Source organism: Nocardioides zeae (assembly GCF_030818655.1).
GTDB classification, from domain to species: Bacteria; Actinomycetota; Actinomycetes; order Propionibacteriales; family Nocardioidaceae; genus Nocardioides; species Nocardioides zeae_A.
Genome location: NZ_JAUTAN010000001.1, coordinates 696,287 through 717,420, shown reverse-complemented (window position 1 = coordinate 717,420; position 21,134 = coordinate 696,287). Strand labels below are relative to the sequence as shown.

The 21,134-nt window shown below is 72.6% G+C and carries 19 protein-coding genes; 8 read left to right on the top strand and 11 right to left on the bottom strand.

What is annotated here, in order from left to right; all coding sequences use genetic code 11:
- Nucleotides 1-43: 43 nt before the first annotated feature.
- The 9 genes from QE405_RS03400 to QE405_RS03360 all read right to left on the bottom strand — a co-directional run bounded on the left by QE405_RS03400 (nt 44) and on the right by QE405_RS03360 (nt 6,509).
- Nucleotides 44-739, bottom strand: a complete 696-nt coding sequence (locus tag QE405_RS03400; RefSeq protein WP_307198809.1) for a histidine phosphatase family protein — start codon at nt 737-739, stop codon at nt 44-46.
- On the bottom strand, nt 736-1,149 hold the full coding sequence (rsfS, locus tag QE405_RS03395; protein ID WP_307198808.1) for a ribosome silencing factor: 414 nt from the start codon (nt 1,147-1,149) through the stop codon (nt 736-738). The genes QE405_RS03400 and rsfS overlap by 4 nt, the downstream gene beginning before the upstream one ends.
- Nucleotides 1,146-1,793 (bottom strand): nicotinate-nucleotide adenylyltransferase, encoded by a 648-nt coding sequence (nadD, locus tag QE405_RS03390; RefSeq protein ID WP_373459438.1) that lies wholly within the window; start codon nt 1,791-1,793, stop codon nt 1,146-1,148. The genes rsfS and nadD overlap by 4 nt, the downstream gene beginning before the upstream one ends.
- A complete protein-coding gene (locus QE405_RS03385) occupies nt 1,774-1,926 on the bottom strand; it encodes a hypothetical protein (protein WP_307198806.1) in 153 nt (50 codons plus the stop codon). The genes nadD and QE405_RS03385 overlap by 20 nt, the downstream gene beginning before the upstream one ends.
- A 43-nt stretch (nt 1,927-1,969) precedes the next feature.
- Nucleotides 1,970-3,217, bottom strand: a complete 1,248-nt coding sequence (locus tag QE405_RS03380) for a glutamate-5-semialdehyde dehydrogenase (RefSeq protein WP_307198805.1) — start codon at nt 3,215-3,217, stop codon at nt 1,970-1,972.
- Between the two features lie 104 nt (nt 3,218-3,321).
- The gene (locus QE405_RS03375; RefSeq protein WP_307198804.1) at nt 3,322-4,275 is read right to left on the bottom strand and encodes an electron transfer flavoprotein subunit alpha/FixB family protein; all 954 of its coding nucleotides are present in this window, start codon (nt 4,273-4,275) and stop codon (nt 3,322-3,324) included.
- Nucleotides 4,276-4,291: 16 nt separating this feature from the next.
- Nucleotides 4,292-5,074 carry an electron transfer flavoprotein subunit beta/FixA family protein gene (locus tag QE405_RS03370; protein ID WP_444939677.1) on the bottom strand — a complete coding sequence of 261 codons (783 nt, stop codon included), beginning with the start codon at nt 5,072-5,074 and terminating at the stop codon, nt 4,292-4,294.
- 133 nt (nt 5,075-5,207) lie between these two features.
- Nucleotides 5,208-5,633, bottom strand: a complete 426-nt coding sequence (locus QE405_RS03365) for a hypothetical protein (protein ID WP_307198802.1) — start codon at nt 5,631-5,633, stop codon at nt 5,208-5,210.
- Nucleotides 5,634-5,729: 96 nt separating this feature from the next.
- Nucleotides 5,730-6,509 (bottom strand): enoyl-CoA hydratase/isomerase family protein, encoded by a 780-nt coding sequence (locus tag QE405_RS03360; protein WP_307198801.1) that lies wholly within the window; start codon nt 6,507-6,509, stop codon nt 5,730-5,732.
- Nucleotides 6,510-6,700: 191 nt separating this feature from the next.
- Between QE405_RS03360 and glgX the strand changes: the two genes are divergently transcribed.
- The 7 genes from glgX (at nt 6,701) to QE405_RS03325 (ending at nt 18,001) form a co-directional block, all read left to right on the top strand.
- Nucleotides 6,701-8,869: a glycogen debranching protein GlgX gene (gene glgX / locus QE405_RS03355; RefSeq protein WP_307198800.1), complete on the top strand. Its 2,169-nt coding sequence runs from the start codon at nt 6,701-6,703 to the stop codon at nt 8,867-8,869.
- A 140-nt stretch (nt 8,870-9,009) separates the two neighbouring features.
- The gene (locus QE405_RS03350) at nt 9,010-9,636 is read left to right on the top strand and encodes an ion channel (RefSeq protein ID WP_307205522.1); all 627 of its coding nucleotides are present in this window, start codon (nt 9,010-9,012) and stop codon (nt 9,634-9,636) included.
- A 31-nt stretch (nt 9,637-9,667) separates the two neighbouring features.
- Nucleotides 9,668-11,659 carry an alpha-1,4-glucan--maltose-1-phosphate maltosyltransferase gene (locus QE405_RS03345; protein ID WP_307198799.1) on the top strand — a complete coding sequence of 664 codons (1,992 nt, stop codon included), beginning with the start codon at nt 9,668-9,670 and terminating at the stop codon, nt 11,657-11,659.
- The gene (treS, locus tag QE405_RS03340) at nt 11,656-13,440 is read left to right on the top strand and encodes a maltose alpha-D-glucosyltransferase (protein WP_307198798.1); all 1,785 of its coding nucleotides are present in this window, start codon (nt 11,656-11,658) and stop codon (nt 13,438-13,440) included. The genes QE405_RS03345 and treS overlap by 4 nt, the downstream gene beginning before the upstream one ends.
- Nucleotides 13,437-14,948, top strand: coding sequence for a maltokinase N-terminal cap-like domain-containing protein (locus QE405_RS03335; protein WP_307198797.1), 1,512 nt, complete (start codon nt 13,437-13,439; stop codon nt 14,946-14,948). Before treS ends, QE405_RS03335 begins: the two co-directional genes overlap by 4 nt.
- Entirely contained in the window at nt 14,945-17,164 is a 2,220-nt protein-coding gene (glgB, locus tag QE405_RS03330; protein ID WP_307198796.1) for a 1,4-alpha-glucan branching protein GlgB, read from the top strand. Before QE405_RS03335 ends, glgB begins: the two co-directional genes overlap by 4 nt.
- A 24-nt stretch (nt 17,165-17,188) precedes the next feature.
- Nucleotides 17,189-18,001, top strand: a complete 813-nt coding sequence (locus QE405_RS03325; RefSeq protein WP_307198795.1) for an NUDIX hydrolase — start codon at nt 17,189-17,191, stop codon at nt 17,999-18,001.
- Here QE405_RS03325 and QE405_RS03320 read toward each other — a convergent pair.
- Nucleotides 17,956-18,915 (bottom strand): EamA family transporter, encoded by a 960-nt coding sequence (locus QE405_RS03320; protein WP_307198794.1) that lies wholly within the window; start codon nt 18,913-18,915, stop codon nt 17,956-17,958. The two genes, QE405_RS03325 and QE405_RS03320, sit on opposite strands and share 46 nt — an antisense overlap.
- Before the next feature lie 73 nt (nt 18,916-18,988).
- Here QE405_RS03320 and QE405_RS03315 point away from each other — a divergent pair, with 73 nt between their 5' ends.
- Entirely contained in the window at nt 18,989-19,894 is a 906-nt protein-coding gene (locus QE405_RS03315; protein WP_307198793.1) for a LysR family transcriptional regulator, read from the top strand.
- Nucleotides 19,895-20,161: 267 nt separating this feature from the next.
- Here QE405_RS03315 and QE405_RS03310 read toward each other — a convergent pair whose 3' ends face one another.
- Complete coding sequence (locus tag QE405_RS03310; RefSeq protein ID WP_307198792.1) at nt 20,162-21,133, bottom strand: tetratricopeptide repeat protein; 972 nt, start codon at nt 21,131-21,133, stop codon at nt 20,162-20,164.
- Between the last annotated feature and the right edge of the window lies 1 nt (nt 21,134).

Below are 21,134 nucleotides of genomic sequence, written 5' to 3'. Positions count from 1 at the left end.
ATCCGTTTCCCCGCGGTCTCCCGCCGAGCAACGAGAAGGAAGATTAGCCTGTCGCCCGCACCGACGCGAATCGGGGGTCCCCCTGCGTGGCGGACAGCTCCTCGACCGTGCGGTTGTAGGCCACGAGCCGCCACCGCGGCTCGCCGTCGCGCCGCAGCGGACGCTCCTGGAGCACGGCGACGCCGCAGTTGTGCATGCCGGCGTACGCCGACGGCTCGCTCTGCGTGCCGGCCACCAGCGCCTCCACGGCGACGCGCAGCGCCGCCCCGTGGGAGACCGCCACGGCGGTCTCGCCGGGCGCGACCGCGTCGGCCAGCTCGTCGAGGCACGCCTCCAGCCGGGTCCGCACCTCGGTCAGCGTCTCCGCGCCCGGCACCGAGCTCCATCGACCGGTGACGAAGTCCTCGTACTCGGCCGGGTGCGCCGCGCCGTACTCGCCGTGCGTCACGCCCTCCCGCTCCCCCAGGCCGAACTCGCGCAGGCGCTCGTCGGTGCGCACCGTCAGGCTGCACGCCTCCGCGACGTGCGCGGCCGTCACCGCCGCACGCTGCAGGTCGGAGCTCCAGACCGCGACGGGGCCCAGGGACGCGACGTACGGCGCGACCCGCGCCGCCTGCGCCCGCCCGGTCGCGCTCAGCTCGGCGTCGACCTGGCCCTGGATGCGGTGCTCCGCGTTCCAGGTCGTCTGGCCGTGGCGCAGCAGCACGAGCGTGCGGAGACCGGCGCGGAGCCCGCTCACCCGTCGGAGGCGGGGGCGCTCGGGGCGCTCGGGGCGCTCGGGGGGCCCGTGACGTCGGCGGGCAGGCCGATCGTCGGGCAGTCGCGCCAGAGCCGCTCGAGGGCGTAGAAGCGACGCTCCTCCTCGTGCTGCACGTGCACCACCACGTCGCCGTAGTCGATGAGCACCCAGCGGCCGTCGCGCTCGCCCTCGCGGCGTACCGGCTTGGCGCCGATCTCCCGCAGCTTGTCCTCGACCTCGTCGACGACCGCCTTGACCTGCCGCTCGTTGGAGGCGGAGGCCAGCAGGAACGCGTCGGTGATCGCGAGCTGCTCGCTCACGTCGAAGGCGAGGAGGTCGGTCGCGAGCTTGTCGGAGGCGGCGCGCGCAGCGGCGTGCACCAGCTCGACGGCTCGGTCGGTGGCGGTCATGCGGGGCCTTTCGTGGAGGACTCGTAGAGGTGGTGCTTGCCGATGTACTGCACGACGCCGTCGGGCACCAGGTACCACACCGGCTCGCCCCGCTCCGTGCGCTGGCGGCAGTCGGTCGAGGAGATCGCCAGGGCGGGGATCTCGAGCATGGTCACGCGGCGGTCGGGGATCGACGCCAGCGACGCGGCGTCCATCGTGTAGCCGGGGCGGGTCACCCCCACGAACTGCGCCAGGTCGAACATCTCGGAGGTGTCGCGCCACGTGAAGATGTTGGCGAGCGCGTCGGCCCCGGTGATGAAGAAGAGCTCGGAGCCGGGCAGCTGGTCACGCAGGTCGCGGAGCGTGTCGACGGTGTACGTCGGACCGCCCCGGTCGATGTCGACGCGCGAGACCCGGAAGCGCGGGTTGGACGCGGTCGCGATGACCGTCATGAGGTAGCGGTGCTCCGCCGGCGACACGCGCCGGTCGGACTTCTGCCACGGGTCGCCCGTGGGGACGAACACGACCTCGTCGAGGTCGAAGAAGGACTGCACCTCGGAGGCCGCCACGAGGTGGCCGTGGTGGATGGGGTCGAAGGTTCCGCCCATCACCCCGATGCGGCGCCCCGTGGCGGGAGGCGGCACCTCAACTGTGCTCGCGACCACCGGCGAAGGCGAGCAGACCGGCCAGCAGGAGGAGGAAGATCAGCAGGACGACCCCGCCCACGACGTAGGGCCAGGGGCTGTGGCCCTCGCCACCGGCCTCGGAGGCGACCACGGCGAACTCACTCAGCGACATGCGGGTGATCTTAGTGCCCACCGCGTGCGACCGCCGCCACGGGTCACCGCACGTGCCCGTCGCCGGTGACGACGTACTTCGTCGACGTCATCTCGGGCAGCCCCATCGGGCCGCGGGCGTGCAGCTTCTGGGTGCTGATGCCGATCTCCGCCCCGAACCCGAACTCGCCGCCGTCCGTGAACCGCGTCGACGCGTTGACCAGCACGGCCGCGGAGTCGACCGCGGCGACGAACCGGCGCGCCGCCGACTGCGACTCGGTCACGATCGCGTCGGAGTGGCCCGAGGAGTAGCGCCGGATGTGGCCGATGGCGGCCTCGAGGTCGTCGACGACCGCGGCGGCGATGTCGAGCGAGAGGTACTCGGTCGCGTAGTCCTCGTCGGTGGCGGGCTCGATCCCGTCGTACTCCCCGAAGCGGGCGTCGCCGTGGATCCGCACCCCGCGCTCGGCGAGCGCGTCGATGACGAGCGGCAGGAAGTCATCGGCGACGTCGGCGTGCACCAGCAGCGACTCGGCAGCGTTGCACACCGACGTGCGCTGGGTCTTGGCGTTGACGACGATCGCGAGCGCCTTGTCGAGGTCGGCCGACGCGTCGACGTAGACGTGGCAGTTGCCGACACCCGTCTCGATCACCGGCACGGTCGACTCCTCGACCACCGAGCGGATCAGGCCGGCGCCGCCGCGCGGGATGAGCACGTCGACCAGGCCGCGGGCCCGCATGAGCGCCTTGACGCTCTCGTGGGTGTCCCCCGGCACCAGCTGGACGACGTCGGCGGGCAGACCGGCCGACACGACGGCCTCGCGGAGGGCCGCCACGATCGCCGCGTTGCTCGACCGCGCGCTCGAGGAGCCGCGCAGCAGGACGGCGTTGCCCGACTTGAGGCAGATGCCGGCCGCGTCCGCGGTGACGTTGGGACGGGCCTCGTAGATCATGCCGACGACCCCGAAGGGCACCCGCACCTGACGCAGCTCGAGGCCGTTGGGCAGGGCGCCGCCGCGGACCACCTCCCCCACCGGGTCCGGGAGCGCGGCGACCTCGCGCAGGCCCTGGGCCATCTGGGCGAGCCGCTCGGGGGTGAGGCGCAGGCGGTCGACGATGTTGGGCGCGGTGCCGCCCTCCTCGGCCCGCTCGACGTCGGTCGTGTTCGCGTCCAGGATCGCCGGCTCGTGGGCGGCGAGCGCCGCCGCCATGGCCTCCAGCGCCGCGTCCTTCGTCGCGCGGGTCGCCGTGGCCAGCTCGTACGCCGCCTCCTTGGCCCTCGTCGCCGCGGCCAGGACGTCCTCGGTGCTCATGCCGACGAGGGTACGGCGGAAATGCGACCGCGGTGGGAGCGTCCCGTCGAACGGGCGCTCCCACCGCGGCCGGTGGAGCAGGTCGTGCCGGTGCTGCGGGGGCCTCAGCCCTTGCGGGCCTCGACGGCGTCCGCGAGGGCCGGCAGGACGCTGTGCAGGTCGCCCACGACGCCGAAGTCGACGAGCTCGAAGATCGGCGCCTCCTCGTCCTTGTTGACCGCGACGATCGTCTTGGAGGTCTGCATGCCGGCCCGGTGCTGGATGGCACCGGAGATGCCGTTCGCGACGTAGAGTTGCGGCGAGACGGTCTTGCCGGTCTGGCCCACCTGGAAGGTGTGGGGGATCCAGCCGGAGTCCACCGCGGCGCGCGAGGCGCCGACGGCCGCGCCGAGCGCGTCCGCGAGCTTCTCCACCGGCGCGAAGTCGCCGCCGGTGCCGCGACCACCGGAGACCACGATCGCGGCCTCGGTGAGCTCGGGGCGACCCGACGCCTGGCGCGGCTGCGAGGCCACGATCTGCGCCGTCTTGGCGGCGTCGGAGATCGTCACCGCGACCTCCTCGACCGTGCCGGCACCCTCGCCCTCCTCCGGGCTGGCGGAGTTCGGCTTGACCGTGATGATCGGCGTGCCCTTCGTGACCTTGCCGGTCAGCGTGTAGTTGCCCGCGAACACCGACTGCGTCGCCGTGCCGTCCTCGGCCACGTCGACGGCGTCGGTGATGAGACCGGAGCCGGTCTTGACCGCGAGGCGGGCGCCGACCTCCTTGCCCTCCGCACCCGAGACGATGAGCACCGCGGCCGGGGAGGTCTTCTCCACGAGCTGCGCGAGCGCCTCGGCCTTGGGGGCCACCAGGTAGCCCTTGATCTCGGCGTCGTCGACGACGTAGACCTTCTCCGCGCCGTACTTCTTCACCGCGGCGGCCGCCTCAGCGGCCTCGCCCGCGCCGCCGATGAACACGGCAGCCGGCGTGCCCAGCTTCTTCGCGATGGCCAGCAGCTCGAAGGTCGGCTTGCGGACCGCTCCGTCGACGTGGTCGACGAGGACCAGAACCTCAGACATTCGTCCCCAACCCTTCTCAGATGAACTTCTTGGACGCGAGGAAACCGGCGAGCGCCTCGGCGCCCGACCCGTCCTCGTCGGTCACGATCTCGCCGGCGGTGCGCGGCGGGCGGGCGGCGGTGTCCTCGACCGAGGTCGTGGCAGCGCCCGCGCCGACCTCGCTGGGGTCGACGCCGAGGTCGGCCAGCGAGTAGGTCTCCACCGGCTTCTTCTTGGCGGCCATGATCCCCTTGAACGAGGGGTAGCGCGCCTCGCCGGACTGGTCCGTCACCGAGAGCACGATCGGCAGCGTCGCGCCGATGACCTCGGTCGCGGTGTCGCCGTCCCGCTTGATGCGGACCTGGTCGCCCTGGGACTGGACGAGGGCGGCGAGCGTCACCTGCGGCAGGTCGAGCCGCTCGGCGACCATCGCCGGCACCACGCCGCCGGAGGCGTCGGTGGAGGCCATGCCGAAGAAGACGATGTCGACCGGCTTCTCCGCGCCCAGCTTCTCGATCGCCTTGGCGAGCACCAGCGAGGTGCCGAGGTAGTCGGACCCGGCGATGCCCTCGTCGGTGACGTGGACGCCCTTGTCGACACCCATCTGCAGCGCCTTGCGCACCGCGTCGAGCGCTTTCTCGGGACCCACCGTCAGCGCGGTGATCTCGATCTCCTCGCCCTCACGGCTCTCGCGGAGCTGCAGGGCCTGCTCCACGGCGTACTCGTCGAGCTCCGACAGCAGACCGTCGACGCCCGCCCGGTCCACCGTGTTGTCGGACTCGAACTTCCGGTCCGCCGTGGCGTCCGGGACGTGCTTCACACAGACAACAATGTTCATGGCGTGTGGCCTCGCGGCCCCTCCTGTGACTCGGATGTGATGCTGAGGCTACTAGCAGGTAACGAGAGTGCGACGTGTCGTGCGTCTCACCGACGTCGTGGTGACGGACCGGGCGTCAGGGGCGGACGAGCCGCTCCAGGACCCGGCCGACCACCAGGTAGAACGCGGCCCCGAGGCCGTAGTTGACGAGGGCGTTCTTGGTCTCGGCGTTGTCGCCCGTGAACGCCATGATGCCGTCGTCGAGCGTGAACACGTTGAGGTCCACCACCTTCGCGAGCGCGAGGACGCGCTCGACGAGCGCGTTCTGCTGGTTGGCGTCGACGGCGATGCACAGCGCGGCCACCGCGAGCAGCGTCGCCGCGACGAGGCAGAGCGCCCACAGCACCTGGGCCACCCGGGTGCGCACCTGGTCGACCGAGATCGAGGGGCGCGACCGCGTGGGGGCCTCGTTCGCGTCGGTCGACGCGGGTGGTGCCGTCGTGCGCGTCGCATTGGTGTCGCTCGCCGGCGCCTCGGCGCCGCGCTTGAAGATTCCGGCCACGTCACGTCCTCGGTGTCGTCGGGGGAAGCCGTCGCGCGCCAGTGTGGCACACGTCTCGGCGTCCGGCGGGGCTCGTCCGGCTCGATGTGCACCGACTCATCGGCCGACGAACTGCGCCTTGCCCGGACCGTTCTCGACGAACGACCGGAGACCGATCTCGGCGTCCTCGGTGGCGAAGACCGCCGCGAACTGGGTGCGCTCGATGGCGAGGCCCGTCGCCAGGTCGACCTCGAGGCCCTGGTCGACGGACTCCTTCACGGCCCGCAGCGCGAAGGCCGCGGCCGCGGTGAACTGCCCGGCCCAGGCGAGCGCCGCGTCGTACACCTCGGCCGCCGGGACGACCCGGTCGACGAGACCGATCGCGAGCGCCTCGTCGGCCTTCACGAAGCGTCCCGTGAACATGAGGTCCTTCGCCTTCGACGGCCCGACGAGCCGTGCGAGCCGCTGGGTGCCGCCCGCGCCGGGGATGATGCCGAGGAGGATCTCGGGCTGGCCCAGCACCGCGTTGTCGGCCGCGATGCGCACGTCGGCCGCCAGCGCCAGCTCGCAGCCACCGCCGAGGGCGTAGCCGTTGACGGCCGCGACGACCGGCTTGGGGATGGCGGCGATCGCCGTGACCGCCGACTGCACCGACCCGGCCTTGGCGACCATGCCCGTGTAGGAGACCTCGGCCATCTCCTTGACGTCGTTGCCGGCGGCGAAGACGCGCTCGCCGCCCCAGATCACGACCGCGCGCACGTCGTCGCGCTCGGTCGCCTCCCGGGCGACCTCGCGCAGCTCGGCCTGCACGGCGAAGCTGATCGCGTTCATCTTCGGACGGTCCAGGCGGATGGTGCCGACGCCGTCGGCCACCTCCAGTCGGACGTGCTCACCCATGCCGCTCCCGCTTTCGTCTGTCGGTCCTCTGTCGGTCCTCGACCCGCGCTCGGCCGGCAGGCCGGTTCCCCGAGCGCTCGGTCGGCATTGTGCCGTGTCGGGCGACGGTACGGCGTACCGGGTGACCGGGACCACGATCCGGACGGGGTGTACCGCCGCGGTCGCGACACCCGTCCACCAGAATGGCGCCCATGACTCCCGGTCTCTGGAGCTTCGAGGGCCAGGTCTCACCCGTGTGGCCCGGACGCAACTGGCCGCTCGGGGCGACCTGGTCGCCCGCCTCGACCAACTTCGCCGTCTACGCGCCCCACGCGACCGCGTGCTGGCTGTGCGTGTTCGACGACGAGGACGTCGAGACCCGCCACGCCCTGACGGAGCGCTCCCTGGGCATCTGGCACGGCGCGCTTCCCGACATCGCGCCCGGCACCCGTTACGGCTACCGCGTCGACGGGCCGTGGGACCCCGCCCAGGGCCTCCGCTTCAACCCCGCCAAGCTCCTCCTCGACCCCTACGCGCAGGCGGTCAGCGGCACGATCGACCCCCGGCCCGCCCTGTTCGGCTACCGCTTCGACGACCCCGCGGTCCGCAACGACGACGACTCCGCGCCGTACGCCGCGCGGAGCGTGGTCGTCGACCCCTCCTTCGACTGGGAGGGCGAGCAGCCGATGAAGCGGCGGTGGCGCGACACCGTCATCTACGAGCTCCACGTCAAGGGGTTCACCGCCCTGCACGACCGGGTGCCGGAGCACCTGCGCGGCACCTACGCGGGGCTCGGGTCGCCGGCGGTCACCGACTACCTGCGCGACCTCGGCGTCACCGCCGTCGAGCTGCTGCCGGTGCACCAGTTCTTCTCCGAGCCCGGGCTCACCGAGCGTGGCGCGGTCAACTACTGGGGCTACAACTCCATCGGCTACTTCGCTCCGCACAACGCCTACAGCGCAGCCGGCGACCGGGGCCAGCAGGTCACCGAGTTCAAGCAGATGGTCAAGGACCTCCACCGCGCCGGCATCGAGGTCATCCTCGACGTCGTCTACAACCACACGGCCGAAGCCGGGCCGCTCGGCCCGACGCTCTCCTTCCGCGGGCTGGACGACCGGGGCTTCTACCGCCGCGTGCAGCGCGGCGAGACCGCGCCCGAGGGCCCGTCCGGGCGGTTCGACGACACCTACTGGGACGTGACGGGCTGCGGCAACACGGTCAACAGCGAGGACCCGCTGGCGCTCCGGATGATCCTCGACTCGCTGCGCTACTGGGTCACCGAGATGCACGTCGACGGCTTCCGCTTCGACCTCATGTCGGCGCTGACCCGCACCGGCTCCCGCGTGGACATGAAGAGCGACCTGCTCGTCGCCATCGGCCAGGACCCGGTGCTGCGGCACGTCAAGCTCATCGCGGAGCCCTGGGACGCCTCGATGGACGGCTACCTCGTCGGCGAGCTCCCGCCGCCGTGGGTGGAGTGGAACGACCAGTACCGCGACAGCACCCGGGACTTCTGGCGCGGCCAGACGCCCGGCCTCCACGAGGTCGCGACGCGGCTCGCCGGCAGCAGCGACCTGTACGCCGACGACGGACGCTCGGCGTACAACTCCGTCAACTTCGTGACCGCCCACGACGGGTTCACGCTGCGGGACCTCGTCTCCTACGACCGCAAGCACAACGAGGCGAACGGCGAGGACAACCGGGACGGGACGGACAACAACCGGTCGTGGAACCACGGCGTGGAGGGCGACACCGACGACGCCCGGATCCTCGAGCGGCGGCGCCGGCAGGCCGCGAACATGATGGCCACCCTGTGCCTGTCCAACGGCGTCCCGATGATCACGGCCGGCGACGAGCGGGGGCGCACGCAACGCGGCAACAACAACGCCTACTGCCAGGACAACCCGACGTCGTGGATCGACTGGAGCCCCGACGACGCGTGGCTGGACGTCTACGAGGTCACGAAGGCCGCCCTGCGCCTGCGGCGGGAGCACCCGGCGCTGCGCCAGCGGCACTGGTTCGAGGGTCGACCGACGATCAGGGGCGGGCCGAAGGACCTGGCGTGGCTGCACCCGACCGGCCGCGAGATGCGCGCCGAGGACTGGCACGACGGGAACCTCCGCGCCGTGGGCATGTTCGTCTCCGGTGCGCCGCTCCGCGCCCCCGGGCCGCGCGGCGAGCAGCAGGTCGACGCCTCGTTCGTCATCTGGTTCAACGCCGGCCACGAGCCCGTCCACCTCCTGCTGCCCGAGAACGACTGGGTGCAGGAGGGCGCCGTCGTGCTCTCGACCGACGGCGAGCTGCCGCCGGGCACGCCGGTGAAGGCCGGGGACCACTTCGAGGTGCGCAGCCGCTCGGTGCTGGTGATCCAGACGACCTGAGCGGGTCGCGGGCGCGGTCCGAGGGACCACCCGGCCGCCGTGGCAGCATCCTCGCCGTGGCGACCTCGGCCGGACGATCGGTTTCCTCCCCCCTCCGGGACACGTGGGCCTGGCTGCGCGCGCACCCCTCGGCGGTGCTGATGCTGACCCAGCTGGGCGGGATCCTGGTCTACCCGTTCCTCGGCGACTCCGGCACCGGCCGCGGCGCCTTCGGCACGATCGGCCTGGTCGTGCTGGTGATGGCGGTCTTCGCCGTGCGCGCCACGCAGGCCCTCACGTGGGTCTCGCTGGTGCTGGGCGGGCCCCTCGTCGTGCTCACGGTGCTCGAGGCGATGCGCCCCGACAACGGCGCGATCGTGGTCGGGTCCTCGCTGCTCCACGCGGTCTTCTACTTCTACACGGCGTGGGCGCTGATCCGTTACATGTTCCACGACGACGAGGTCACCAACGACGAGATCTGGGCGACGGGGGCGACCTTCACCGTCGTGGCCTGGGGCTTCGCCTACCTGTACGTCGCGGTCCAGGTCGTGTGGCCCGGCTCCTTCACGGCGGCGGTCGACGCGGAGCAGCAACGGAGCTGGGTCGAGCTGCTGTTCCTCTCCGTGACGACACTGACGAGCACCGGCCTCTCCGACGTGGTGCCGGTGCTCCCCCACGCCCGGTCGGTGGTCATGCTCGAGCAGATCGCCGGGATGCTCTACATCGCGCTCGTCATCGCGCGCGTGATGGCACTCCTCAGCGCCCGCAAGGCGCGTCGCTCCTCCTGATCGTCTGGCCCCACCCACTAGGTTCGGGGACATGGTCGGACGCATCCCCGTCATGAACGTCGCGCCCGTCGTCGACCTCGGCCGCCAACCGGCCAAGGCGACCCGGGACGAGCCCTTCCGCGTGACCGCCACCGTCTTCCGGGAGGGTCACGACAAGCTAGGAGCCGAGGTGGTCCTCACGGACCCCGCGGGCGTGCAACGCGCGCCCGTCCGGATGGAGCTGCACCCCACCGAGCCCAACGAGTACGCCGCGACCGTCACCCCCGACGTCGAGGGCGCCTGGACGTTCACCGTGCAGTCGTGGTCGGACCCGATCGCCACGTGGCAGCACGCCGCCGGGCTGAAGGTCCCGGCCGGCGTCGACGTCGAGCTCACCTTCCTCGAGGGTCGGCTGCTGCTCGAGCGCGTCCTGGCCGCCGGCGACCTGACGGCCGACGAGACGACCGTCGTGACGACGGCGCTGGAGGCCGCATCGGCGACCGGCGACCCCGCCGGCGCCCGCCTCGCGGCGCTGCAGGAGCCCGCCCTCACCGCGGTGCTGGCGGCCCATCCGCTCCGCGAGCTCCTCACGCTCGAGGGGCCCTACCCGTTCTACGCCGACCGCCCGCGCGCGCTCTTCGGCAGCTGGTACGAGTTCTTCCCGCGGTCGGAGGGCGCCCGCGTCGACAGCGACGGCACGGTCGTGTCCGGCACGTTCCGCACGGCGGCGAAGCGCCTCGACGCCGTCGCCGCCGCCGGCTTCGACGTCGTCTATCTCCCGCCGATCCACCCGATCGGCGAGGTCAACCGCAAGGGCCCCAACAACACGCTCACCCCGGGTCCCGGCGACCCCGGCTCGCCCTGGGCGATCGGCTCGAAGGACGGCGGGCACGACGCGATCCACCCCGACCTCGGCACGTTCGCCGACTTCGACGCGTTCGTCGCGCGCGCCGGCGAGCTCGGGCTCGAGGTCGCCCTCGACCTGGCGCTGCAGGCCGCGCCCGACCACCCCTGGGTCACGAGCAACCCGGAGTGGTTCACCACGCGCGCCGACGGCACGATCGCCTACGCCGAGAACCCGCCGAAGAAGTACCAGGACATCTACCCCATCAACTTCGACAACGACCCGACCGGCATCTGCCGCGAGGTGCTCCGCGTCGTCAAGCTGTGGATGAGCCACGGGGTGCGGATCTTCCGCGTCGACAACCCCCACACCAAGCCGGTCGCGTTCTGGGAGTGGCTGCTGCGCGAGGTCCGCCGCACCGACCCCGACGTGATCTTCCTGGCGGAGGCCTTCACGAAGCCGGCGATGATGCAGGGGCTCGGCGCGATCGGGTTCCACCAGTCCTACACCTACTTCACGTGGCGCACCGCGAAGTGGGAGATCGAGGACTACCTCCGCGAGCTCACGTCGGAGACCGACCACCTGATGCGGCCGAACTTCTTCGTCAACACCCCCGACATCCTCCACGCCTCGCTGCAGTACGGCGGCCCCCCGGTCTTCAAGATCCGCGCGGCCCTCGCCGCCACGAGCTCCCCGACCTACGGGGTCTACGCGGGCTACGAGCTGTTCGAGCACGTCGCGGTGAAGCCGGGGAGCGAGGAGTACCTCGACTCGGAGAAGTACCAGGTCCGCATCCGCGACTGGGAGACCGCGGAGGCCGAGGGGCGCACGCTGACGCCGTACCTCACCCGCCTCAACGAGGTACGGCGCGAGCACCGCGCGCTGCAGCTGCTCCGCAACCTCACCATCCACCACAGCGACGACGAGAACGTGCTGGTCTACTCCAAGCGCGCGACGGGTACCGACGGGCCCGATGGCGCCGACGACGTCGTCATCGTGGTGATCAACCTGGACCCGCACGCCACGCGGGAGACCACCGTCCACCTGGACATGCCCTCGCTCGGTCTCGACTGGGGCGACGCCTACGAGGTCACCGACGCCTTCACCGGCGAGACGTGGACGTGGCGCGAGCACAACTACGTCCGTCTCGACCCGGGCCACGAGCCGGCCCACGTGCTGACCCTCAGGAGCCTGCGATGACCGCCCACGACGACCCGCTCCCCCACGGCCCCCTCACCACCGAGGTGCCCGAGGTGCCGGACGCCCCCGACGTCGAGCCGGCCGAGCCGATCGCGAACATCGAGCCCGAGTGGTTCAAGACCGCGGTGTTCTACGAGGTCCTCGTCCGCTCCTTCAAGGACTCCAACGGCGACGGCACGGGTGACTTCCGCGGCCTCGTCGAGAAGCTCGACTACCTGGCGTGGCTCGGCGTGGACTGCCTCTGGATCCCGCCGTTCTTCCCCTCGCCGCTGCGCGACGGCGGCTACGACGTGGCCGACTACACGGGCGTGCACCCGGAGATCGGCACGATCGAGGACTTCCGGCACTTCCTCGACGAGGCGCACAAGCGCGGCATCCGCGTGATCATCGACTTCGTCATGAACCACACGAGCGACGCGCACCCATGGTTCCAGGCGTCGCGCTCCGACCCGGACGGCCCGTACGGCGACTTCTACGTCTGGTCGGACAACGACGACCTCTACAACGAGGCCCGGATCATCTTCGTCGACACGGAGCCCTCGAACTGGACGTGGGACCCGGTCCGCCAGCAGTACTTCTGGCACCGCTTCTTCTCCCACCAGCCCGACCTCAACTTCGACAACCCCAAGGTCGAGGAGGCGATGATCGAGGCGATGGCGTTCTGGCTCGACATGGGCATGGACGGCTTCCGGCTCGACGCGGTGCCCTACCTGTTCGAGCGCGAGGGCACCAACGGCGAGAACCTCCCCGAGACCCACGGCGTGCTCAAGCGGGTGCGGAAGTTCGTCGACGAGAACTACCCCGGCCGTGTGCTGCTCTGCGAGGCCAACCAGTGGCCCGCCGACGTGGTGGAGTACTTCGGCGACTTCGAGTCCGGCGGCGACGAGTGCCACATGGCGTTCCACTTCCCCGTCATGCCGCGCATCTTCATGGCCGTGCGCCGCGAGTCGCGGTTCCCCATCTCGGAGATCCTCGAGCAGACGCCGGCGATCCCCGACAACTGCCAGTGGGGCATCTTCCTGCGCAACCACGACGAGCTGACGCTCGAGATGGTCACGGACGAGGACCGCGACTACATGTGGGCCGAGTACGCGCAGGACCCGCGGATGAAGGCCAACATCGGCATCCGCCGCCGTCTGGCGCCGCTGCTCGACAACGACATCAACCGTCTCGAGCTGTTCAACGCGCTGCTGCTCTCCCTGCCGGGCTCGCCGGTGCTCTACTACGGCGACGAGATCGGCATGGGCGACAACATCTGGCTCGGTGACCGCGACGGCGTGCGCACCCCGATGCAGTGGACCCCCGACCGCAACGCGGGCTTCTCGGTCGCCAACCCCGGCAAGCTGTTCCTCCCGCTCGTGCAGGACCCGGTCTACGGCTACCAGAGCGTCAACGTCGAGTCGCAGCTCGAGAACTCCTCCTCGCTCCTGCACTGGACGCGCCGCCTGCTGCAGGTGCGCCGCGGCCACCCGGCGTTCGGCCTGGGCGAGTTCCACGACCTCGGCGGGTCGAACCCGAGCGTGCTGTCGTTCGTGCGGGAGCACGTCGGCGCCGACGGGCAGCGCGACGTGGTGCTGTGCGTCAACAACCTGTCGCGCTTCCCCCAGCCGGTGGAGCTCGACCTGCGCCGCTACGAGGGCTGCGACCTCGTCGAGACCCTCGGCGGCGTGCCGTTCCCCCGCATCGGCGAGCTGCCGTACCTGCTCACCCTCGGCGGCTACGGCTTCTACTGGTTCCGCATCACGCCCACCGACTCCGCCACGACCGGAGGCTCCGCATGAGCGAGACACCCGACCCGACGAGCACGCCGCCGACCGGCCCTCCGACCGACGCGCCCCACACCGTCGAGGAGCGTCTGGCCGACCTGCTCACCCGCGCCCGTTGGTTCGGCGGCAAGGGCCGACCGTTCGCGGTGACCGACGTGCGCCGCGTGGGCGACCTGGGCGGCACCGGGGGCGCCGACGACCCCCTCGTGGTCGTCGAGCTCGTCGAGGTGACCTACACCGACGCCCGCGGCTCGGACAGCGGCGAGGCGGCCACCGAGCTCTACCAGGTGCCGCTGTCCTGCTACCGCGACCACCAGGAGCGCCTCGACCACGCCTTCGTCGGCTGGTGGGACGTGCCGGGCCTCCCGGCCGACGCGGACGGTTCCGCGTCGTACGCCCACGTCTACGACGCGCCCCACGACCGCGTGGCCCTGCACGCCTGGCTCGTCGCGTTCGACCGCGCGGGGCACGGTGCGGCCGGGGGTGCGTGGCGCGTCGGCGGCCTCGACTTCCACCGCCTGCCGGGCTACGACCTCGAGGTCGACGCCCGCGCCAGCCTGTTCAGCGGTGAGCAGTCCAACTCGTCGGTGATGTTCGGCGAGGACGCGCTCATGAAGATCTTCCGCAAGGTCACGCCGGGGGTGAACCCCGACGTCGAGGTGCACGAGGTGCTCACCCGCGCCGGCTCCCCCCACGCCGCCGAGCTGTTCGGCTGGCTCGACGTGGAGGTCGAGGGCGGGGTCGTGCAGCTCGCGATGCTGCAGCAGTTCCTCCGCACGGCCAGCGACGGGTGGGACCTCGCCCAGGCCTCCGTCCGCAACCTCTTCGCCGAGGCCGACCTGCACGCCGACGAGGTCGGCGGTGACTTCGCCGGGGAGTCCGCCCGCCTGGGCGTCGCCCTGGCCGAGACGCACGCCGCGCTCGCCCAGCACTTCCCGGTCGAGGTACGCCGCGGTGACGCCACCGCCGGCCTCGCCGCCGCGATGACCTCGCGCCTCGAGGCCGCCCTCGCCGTCGTCCCCGAGCTCGAGCCGCACGCCGAGGGCCTGCACCGCCTGTTCGCCCGGGTCGCCCAGCTCGACGAGGTGCCCGTGCAGCGCGTGCACGGCGACCTGCACCTCGGGCAGACGCTGCGCACCACCAAGGGCTGGAAGATCGTCGACTTCGAGGGCGAGCCGGCGAAGCCGCTGGCCGACCGCGTGCGCCCCGACTCCGTCTGGCGCGACGTCGCCGGGATGCTGCGGTCGTTCGACTACGCCCCCCGGGTCGCCGCCCGCACCCTGGAGGCACCCGACGAGGCGACGGCCCGCCAGCGCCACCACCGCGCCGAGGAGTGGGCCGGGCACAACCGCCGCGCCTTCCTCGCGAGCTACGCCGGCCGGGGCCTGACCCCCGCCGAGGAGGTCCTCCTCAGCGCGTACGTCGCGGACAAGGCGGTCTACGAGACCGTCTACGAGACCCGCAACCGCCCCGGCTGGGTTGGCATCCCCCTCGCCGCGATCGCACGGATCGGAGCCGCATGACGTCCGCCGAGAACAGCGACAGCAGCAGCACCCCCACCTCCTCGACCCCGGGTCCCGCCCCCGTCGACACCACCGAGCTGGAGCTCCTGGTCGCCGGCGAGCACGGCGACCCCCACCGGGTGCTCGGGCCCCACGTGCACGACGGCGCGGTGACCGTGCGGGTGCTGCGGCACCTCGCGAGCAGCATCGAGGTCGTCCACGCGGGCGGCAGCGTCCCGCTCACCCACGAGCGGGGCGGGGTCTGGGTGGGCGTGCTGCCCGTCGCGGACGTGCCCGACTACCGCCTCCGGATCGGGTACGGCGAGGAGGAGCCCGTCGAGGTCGACGACCCCTACCGGTTCCTCCCCACGCTCGGCGAGACGGACCTCCACCTCGTCAACGAGGGCCGGCACGAGCAGCTGTGGACGGTGCTCGGCGCCCACGTGCGCCACTACCCGGGCGCGCTCGGCGACGTCCACGGCACGTCGTTCGCGGTGTGGGCGCCCCAGGCCCGCGCCGTACGGGTCAAGGGCGACTTCTCGTCCTGGGACTCGCGGGAGCTGCCGATGCGCCAGCTCGGTGTCTCCGGCGTGTGGGAGCTCTTCCTCCCGGGCGTGGGCTCCGGCGCGCGCTACAAGCTGGACGTGCTCGGGGCCGACGGGGTGTGGCGGGAGAAGGCGGACCCGCTGGCCTTCCACACCGAGGTCGCGCCGCGCACCGCCTCGGTGGTGCACACGTCGCGGCACGAGTGGCACGACGAGGAGTGGATGACGGCGCGCGCCGGGCGGCAGCCGGTCGCGGAGGCCATGTCGATCTACGAGCTCCACCTGGCCTCGTGGCGCCGCGGGCGCAGCTACGACGAGCTCGCCGACGAGCTCGTGCCCTACCTGGCCGACCTGGGCTTCACCCACGTCGAGCTGATGCCGGTCATGCAGCACCCGTTCGGTGGCTCGTGGGGCTACCACGTGACGTCGTACTACGCGACGGACGCGCGCTTCGGCGACCCCGACGGCTTCAAGCGCCTCGTCGACCGGCTGCACCAGGCCGGCATCGGCGTCATCCTCGACTGGGTGCCCGGCCACTTCGCCACGGACGCGTGGGCGCTCCCCCGCTTCGACGGCACGCCGCTCTACGAGGACCCCAACCCCCAGCGCGGCTGGCACAAGGAGTGGGGCAGCCACATCTTCAACTTCGGGCGGCGCGAGGTGCGCAACTTCCTCGTGGCGAACGCGCTGTTCTGGCTCGAGGAGTTCCACGCCGACGGCCTGCGCGTCGACGGGGTGGCCTCGATGCTCTACCTCGACTACTCCCGCGAGGAGGGCGAGTGGACGCCCAACGTCCACGGCGGCCGCGAGAACCTCGAGGCGGTGCAGCTGCTGCAGGAGACCAACGCGACGGTCTACAAGCGGGTGCCCGGCGCGGTGATGATCGCCGAGGAGTCCACGTCGTGGCCCGGCGTCACGAAGCCGACGAGCGTGGACGGGCTCGGGTTCGGGTTCAAGTGGAACATGGGCTGGATGCACGACTCGCTGGGCTACGTCGCCCACGACCCGGTGCACCGGTCCTACCACCACGGCGAGCTGACGTTCTCGCTGGTCTACGCGTTCTCCGAGAACTTCGTGCTGCCCATCAGCCACGACGAGGTCGTCCACGGCAAGGGCTCGCTGCTCCGCAAGATGCCGGGCGACCGCTGGCGCCAGCTGGCGAACCTGCGGGCCTACCTGGCCTTCATGTGGGCCCACCCGGGCAAGCAGCTGCTCTTCATGGGCTGCGAGATCGGCCAGGAGTCGGAGTGGGCCGAGGCCCGCGAGCTGGACTGGTGGCTGCTCGACCACCCGGAGCACCGCGGCGTGCAGTCGCTCGTGCGCGACCTCAACCACGTCTACACGGCCTCCCCCGCCCTGTTCGGCAGCGACAACGACCCGTCGGGGTTCGCCTGGATCGACGCCAACGACGCGGCGCGCAACACGTTCTCGTTCGTGCGCCGCACGCCGGGTGCACCGGACGTCGTCTGCGTGGCCAACTTCTCCGCGGTGCCCCACCGGGACTTCCGACTGGGCCTGCCGAGCGAGGGACGGTGGGACGAGGTGCTCAACACCGACGCCGAGGGCTACACCGGGTCCGGGGTGGGCAACCTGGGCGCCGTCGAGGCCGTCGCGGGCGAGCACCACGGCCAGCCGGCCCACGCCGACGTCGTCGTGCCGCCCCTCGCGTGCGTCTGGTTCCGGAGGGCCTGACGGGAGGTCGGTAGGGTGGCCAGCGTGAGTGCCGCCCCCGCCCCCGTGTCGGTCACCACGCTTTCCCCGGGCGTCGCCCACGTCACCTGGGGCTCGTCCGTCACCGACGAGGGCTGGTCCGCGGCCGTGGGCCTCGTGCGCGCGGCCGTCGAGGCGGCCCTCGTGGACCACGCGCGGGTCGAGGCCCGGGTGCGCGCGGACGACAGCCTCGGGCAGCGGGTGGCCACCTGGTCGGGGATGCGTCGCGAGGGCGTGCTGCGGGGCATCCCGCTGCCGGAGGGGCCGGTCGACCACGTGCTCTACGCCCGTCTCGCCGACGACGTCCCGACGGACGCGCCCGAGGGGTTCCGGGCGCTGCTCAACTCGTTCCTCCCCCGCAAGCGCGCGATCGGCCAGATGCTGGTGCGCGACCGCGAGGGCCGGGTGCTGCTATGCCAGCTCACCTACAAGCGCGACTGGGACCTGCCCGGCGGCGTCGTCGAGGTCAACGAGTCGCCGCAGCTGGCGACCGCTCGGGAGGTCCGCGAGGAGCTCGCCCTCGAGATCCCCGCGGGTCGGCTGCTCCTCACGGACTGGCTCCCCCCGTGGAGCGGCTGGGACGACGCCGTGACCCTCGTGTTCGACGGCGGCGTCCACGACGGAGAGGACCTCGTGTCCCGCGTCGTCAAGGAGGAGAAGGAGATCAAGGGGATCGCCTTCTGCACCCCCGAGGAGGTCCTCGAGCGCTGCGCCGACTTCACGGCCCGTCGCGTCGTCGCCGCCCTCGAGAACCTGGGCGGCGGAGCGCCGGCCTACACCGAGTCCGGGCGGCACGGGGTCGACGCGCCCGAGCGCTGAGGCGCCGGGGCCGTCCCCTCGCCCACGGTGGCCGTCGCGGCCACCGGGACGCCACGGCGGCCTCGCTCCGGCAGCAGCGCCACCGCCGCCCCGGCGAGCAGCACCAGGCCCCCGGCGACCTCGAGCGGCGCCGGCCGGTCCCCGCGCAGCAGCCAGGCCGAGGTCATGGCGACCGGGGGCACGAGCAGGATCCAGGGCACGACCTTCCCGGCCGGGTAGCGGCCGAGCAGACCGGTGAAGATCCCGTAGCCCACCAGCGAGGCGAGCACCGCCGTGTAGAGCGTCGACAGCAGCGCCGGGACCCCGATCGCGGCGAGCCCCGCCCCGACCGCGGCCGGACCGTCGAGCAGGAGGGACAGGCCCAGCGCCGGCACGGGTACGACGAGGGCCGACCACACCGTCAGCGACAGCCCGCCGACGGCGCCGGCCGCCCGGGCGGCCACGTTGCCCGCTGCCCACGACAGCGCGCCGGCGAGGCACAGCAGCAGCGCCGGGAGCGGCGTGGTCACGTCGCGGCCGACGGCGACGACGGCCAGCCCGAGGCTGCCGACGAGCACCCCGACGCCCTGGCGGGCGCTCGGCCGCTCCCCCAGCACGCCGGCGGCGATGACGATGGTGAGCAGCACCTGGGCCTGGAGCACGAGCGCGGCCAGGCCCGGAGGCATGCCGGCGTGCATCGAGGCGTACAGGAACCCGAACTGGCCCAGCGACATGAGCACGCCGACGCGCGCGACGGCCGTCCACGGCAGGTCGGGGCGGGGCACGAGGAGGACGGCGGGCACGACGACCACCACGAAGCGCAGCGCGAGGAACAGCAGCGGCGGGATCCCGTCCATGCCCCGCTCGATGACGACGAAGTTGAACCCCCACAGCAGGGCGACCAGCAGCGCGAGCAGCGCGTCACGACGACTCATGGGTCCATGCTCGGTCGCGCCGACCGTGCAGCACCAGCGAATGGTCACGCACGAAACCTTGTAGGGTCGCTTCATGATCGACCTGGCTGCCGTCCAGTCCCTCCGCGCCGTCGACGAGCACGGCTCCGTCGTCGCCGCGGCCGACGCGCTTGGCTTCACGCCCAGCGCGGTGTCGCAGCAGGTCAAGCGGCTCGAGAAGCAGGCGGGCGTCGCGCTCCTCGAGCGCGTCGGGCGGGGCGTGCTGCTCACCGGCGCCGGGCGGCGGCTGGTCGACGACGGCGCCCGCCTCCTCGCCGACCTCGAACGCGTCGAGGCCGAGCTCCACGCCTACTCCCGCACGGTCGCGGGGCACGTGCGCCTCGCCTGCTTCTCCACCGCGATGCGGGGCCTCGCGGCACCCGTGACCCGCCGCCTGCTCGACACCCACCCCGACCTGCGGATCACCCTCAGCGAGGAGGAGCCGTGGGACGCCGTCGACCTCGTCGCCCGCGGGCGGGTCGAGGTGGCCGTCGCCCACGCCTGGGGCGACGTCGCGCTGGCGCTGCCGGAGCACGTGGTCGCCACCGAGCTCGGCCGCGACCCCGCCCACGCCATCGTGCGTCACGACCACCCGCTCGCGGGCCGCGGCAGCGTGACCGCCGCCGACCTCGCGGACGAGGACTGGGTCGCCACCCCGCCCGGCACCATCTGCCGTCAGTGGCTCGAGCGCATGCACGACGGCACCGGCCGCCGGCCGCGGATCGCCCACCAGTCGCGCGAGTTCGAGTGCCACCTGGCCCTCGTCTCCGCCGGGCTCGGCACGGCGCTCGTGCCCCGCCTCGGCCGCGCTCCCCTGGGCGACGACCTCGTCGCGCTGGGCGTCACCGACCCGGCACCGACCCGCACCGTGGTGGCGCTGCACCGGCGCTCCCTCTCCGGCTCACCCGCCGTCGCCGCGGTGCTCGACGAGCTGCAGCGAGGCTGGGCCGCCGGGGCCTGACCGTCGGCGGACCGAACTGTGCGCCTGGTGCCGGCCACACCCGCGGACGTCATGCGCCCCGGCGCCCCGGGCCCGCGGCCCGCATGACGTCCCACGGGGGGCGGACCGAACTGTGCGCCTGGTGCGGGCCAGACCGAACGAAACCCGTCCGCACCGCACAGTTCCGGGCCGGGCGAGCAGCGCCCAGCCCCGCGCCGTACCGGAGACGTCATGCGCCCCGGCGCCCCGGGCCCGCGGTCCGCATGACGTCCGCGAGGGGCGCGCCGCTCAGAACAGCGCCGACGCCAGCTGCTGGCGGCCGCGGGCGACCCGCGGGTCGCCGTTGCCGACCACGCCGAAGAGCTCGACGAGGTGGCGACGGGCGCGCTCGCGCTCGTCACCGGCCGTGCGCCGCACGACGTCGATGAGGCGGGCGAACGCGTCGTCGACGTGACCGCCGAGGAGGTCGAGGTCGGCGACGAGTATCTGGGCGTCGACGTCCTCGGGCGCCGCCGCGGCGGCCGCGCGGGCGGCGTTGAGGTCGGCGTCGGCCGTGCGCTGGAGCAGCTTGGCGCGGGCGAGGCCGACCGCGGCCTCGGCGTCGGCGGGGTTGGCGGCGACGAGCTTCTCGTACTCCGCCACCGCCGCCGCCGCGTCACCCGACGCGATCGCGTCCTCGGCGGCCGCGAACCGCGGGTCGAGCGCGGGCTCGTCGTCGCCCTCGACGATCGGCGCGGCGGACCGCGGCTGGTGGCGGCTGGTGACGCCCTGCGCCACCAGCTGCTGCATCACCTGCGTGAGCGCGGCCCGCAGCTCCTCGAGCGGCACGACGTCCTGGAAGAGCGGCATCGGCCGACCGTCGAGCACCGCGACCACGAGCGGGATCGACGGGATCTGCATGGCCTGCGCGATCTGGGGCGTCGCGTCGATGTCGACGAGGCCGAGGAGGAACCGGCCCTCGAACTCGCTCGACAGCTCCGCCAGGTCGTCGGCGAGCTGGCCGCTCTCGGGCATCCGCGTGCGGGAGAAGAAGACGAGCAGCACGGGGGCGGTGCGCGACGACTCCAGGACCGTCTGGAAGTTCTGCTCGTCGACCGTGAGCGCGTACGGCGCGACGACGCCCCCGTCGCCCCCCGCAGCCCCCGCGGCGCCGGCGCCGTCGGGCGCTCCCGGGGCCGAGCCGGGAGCCGGCGCGCCCGCTGGACGCTTGAGGCTCGACAGGTCGATCGCACCAGGACGGGAGAACGGTCGCTGCGTCATG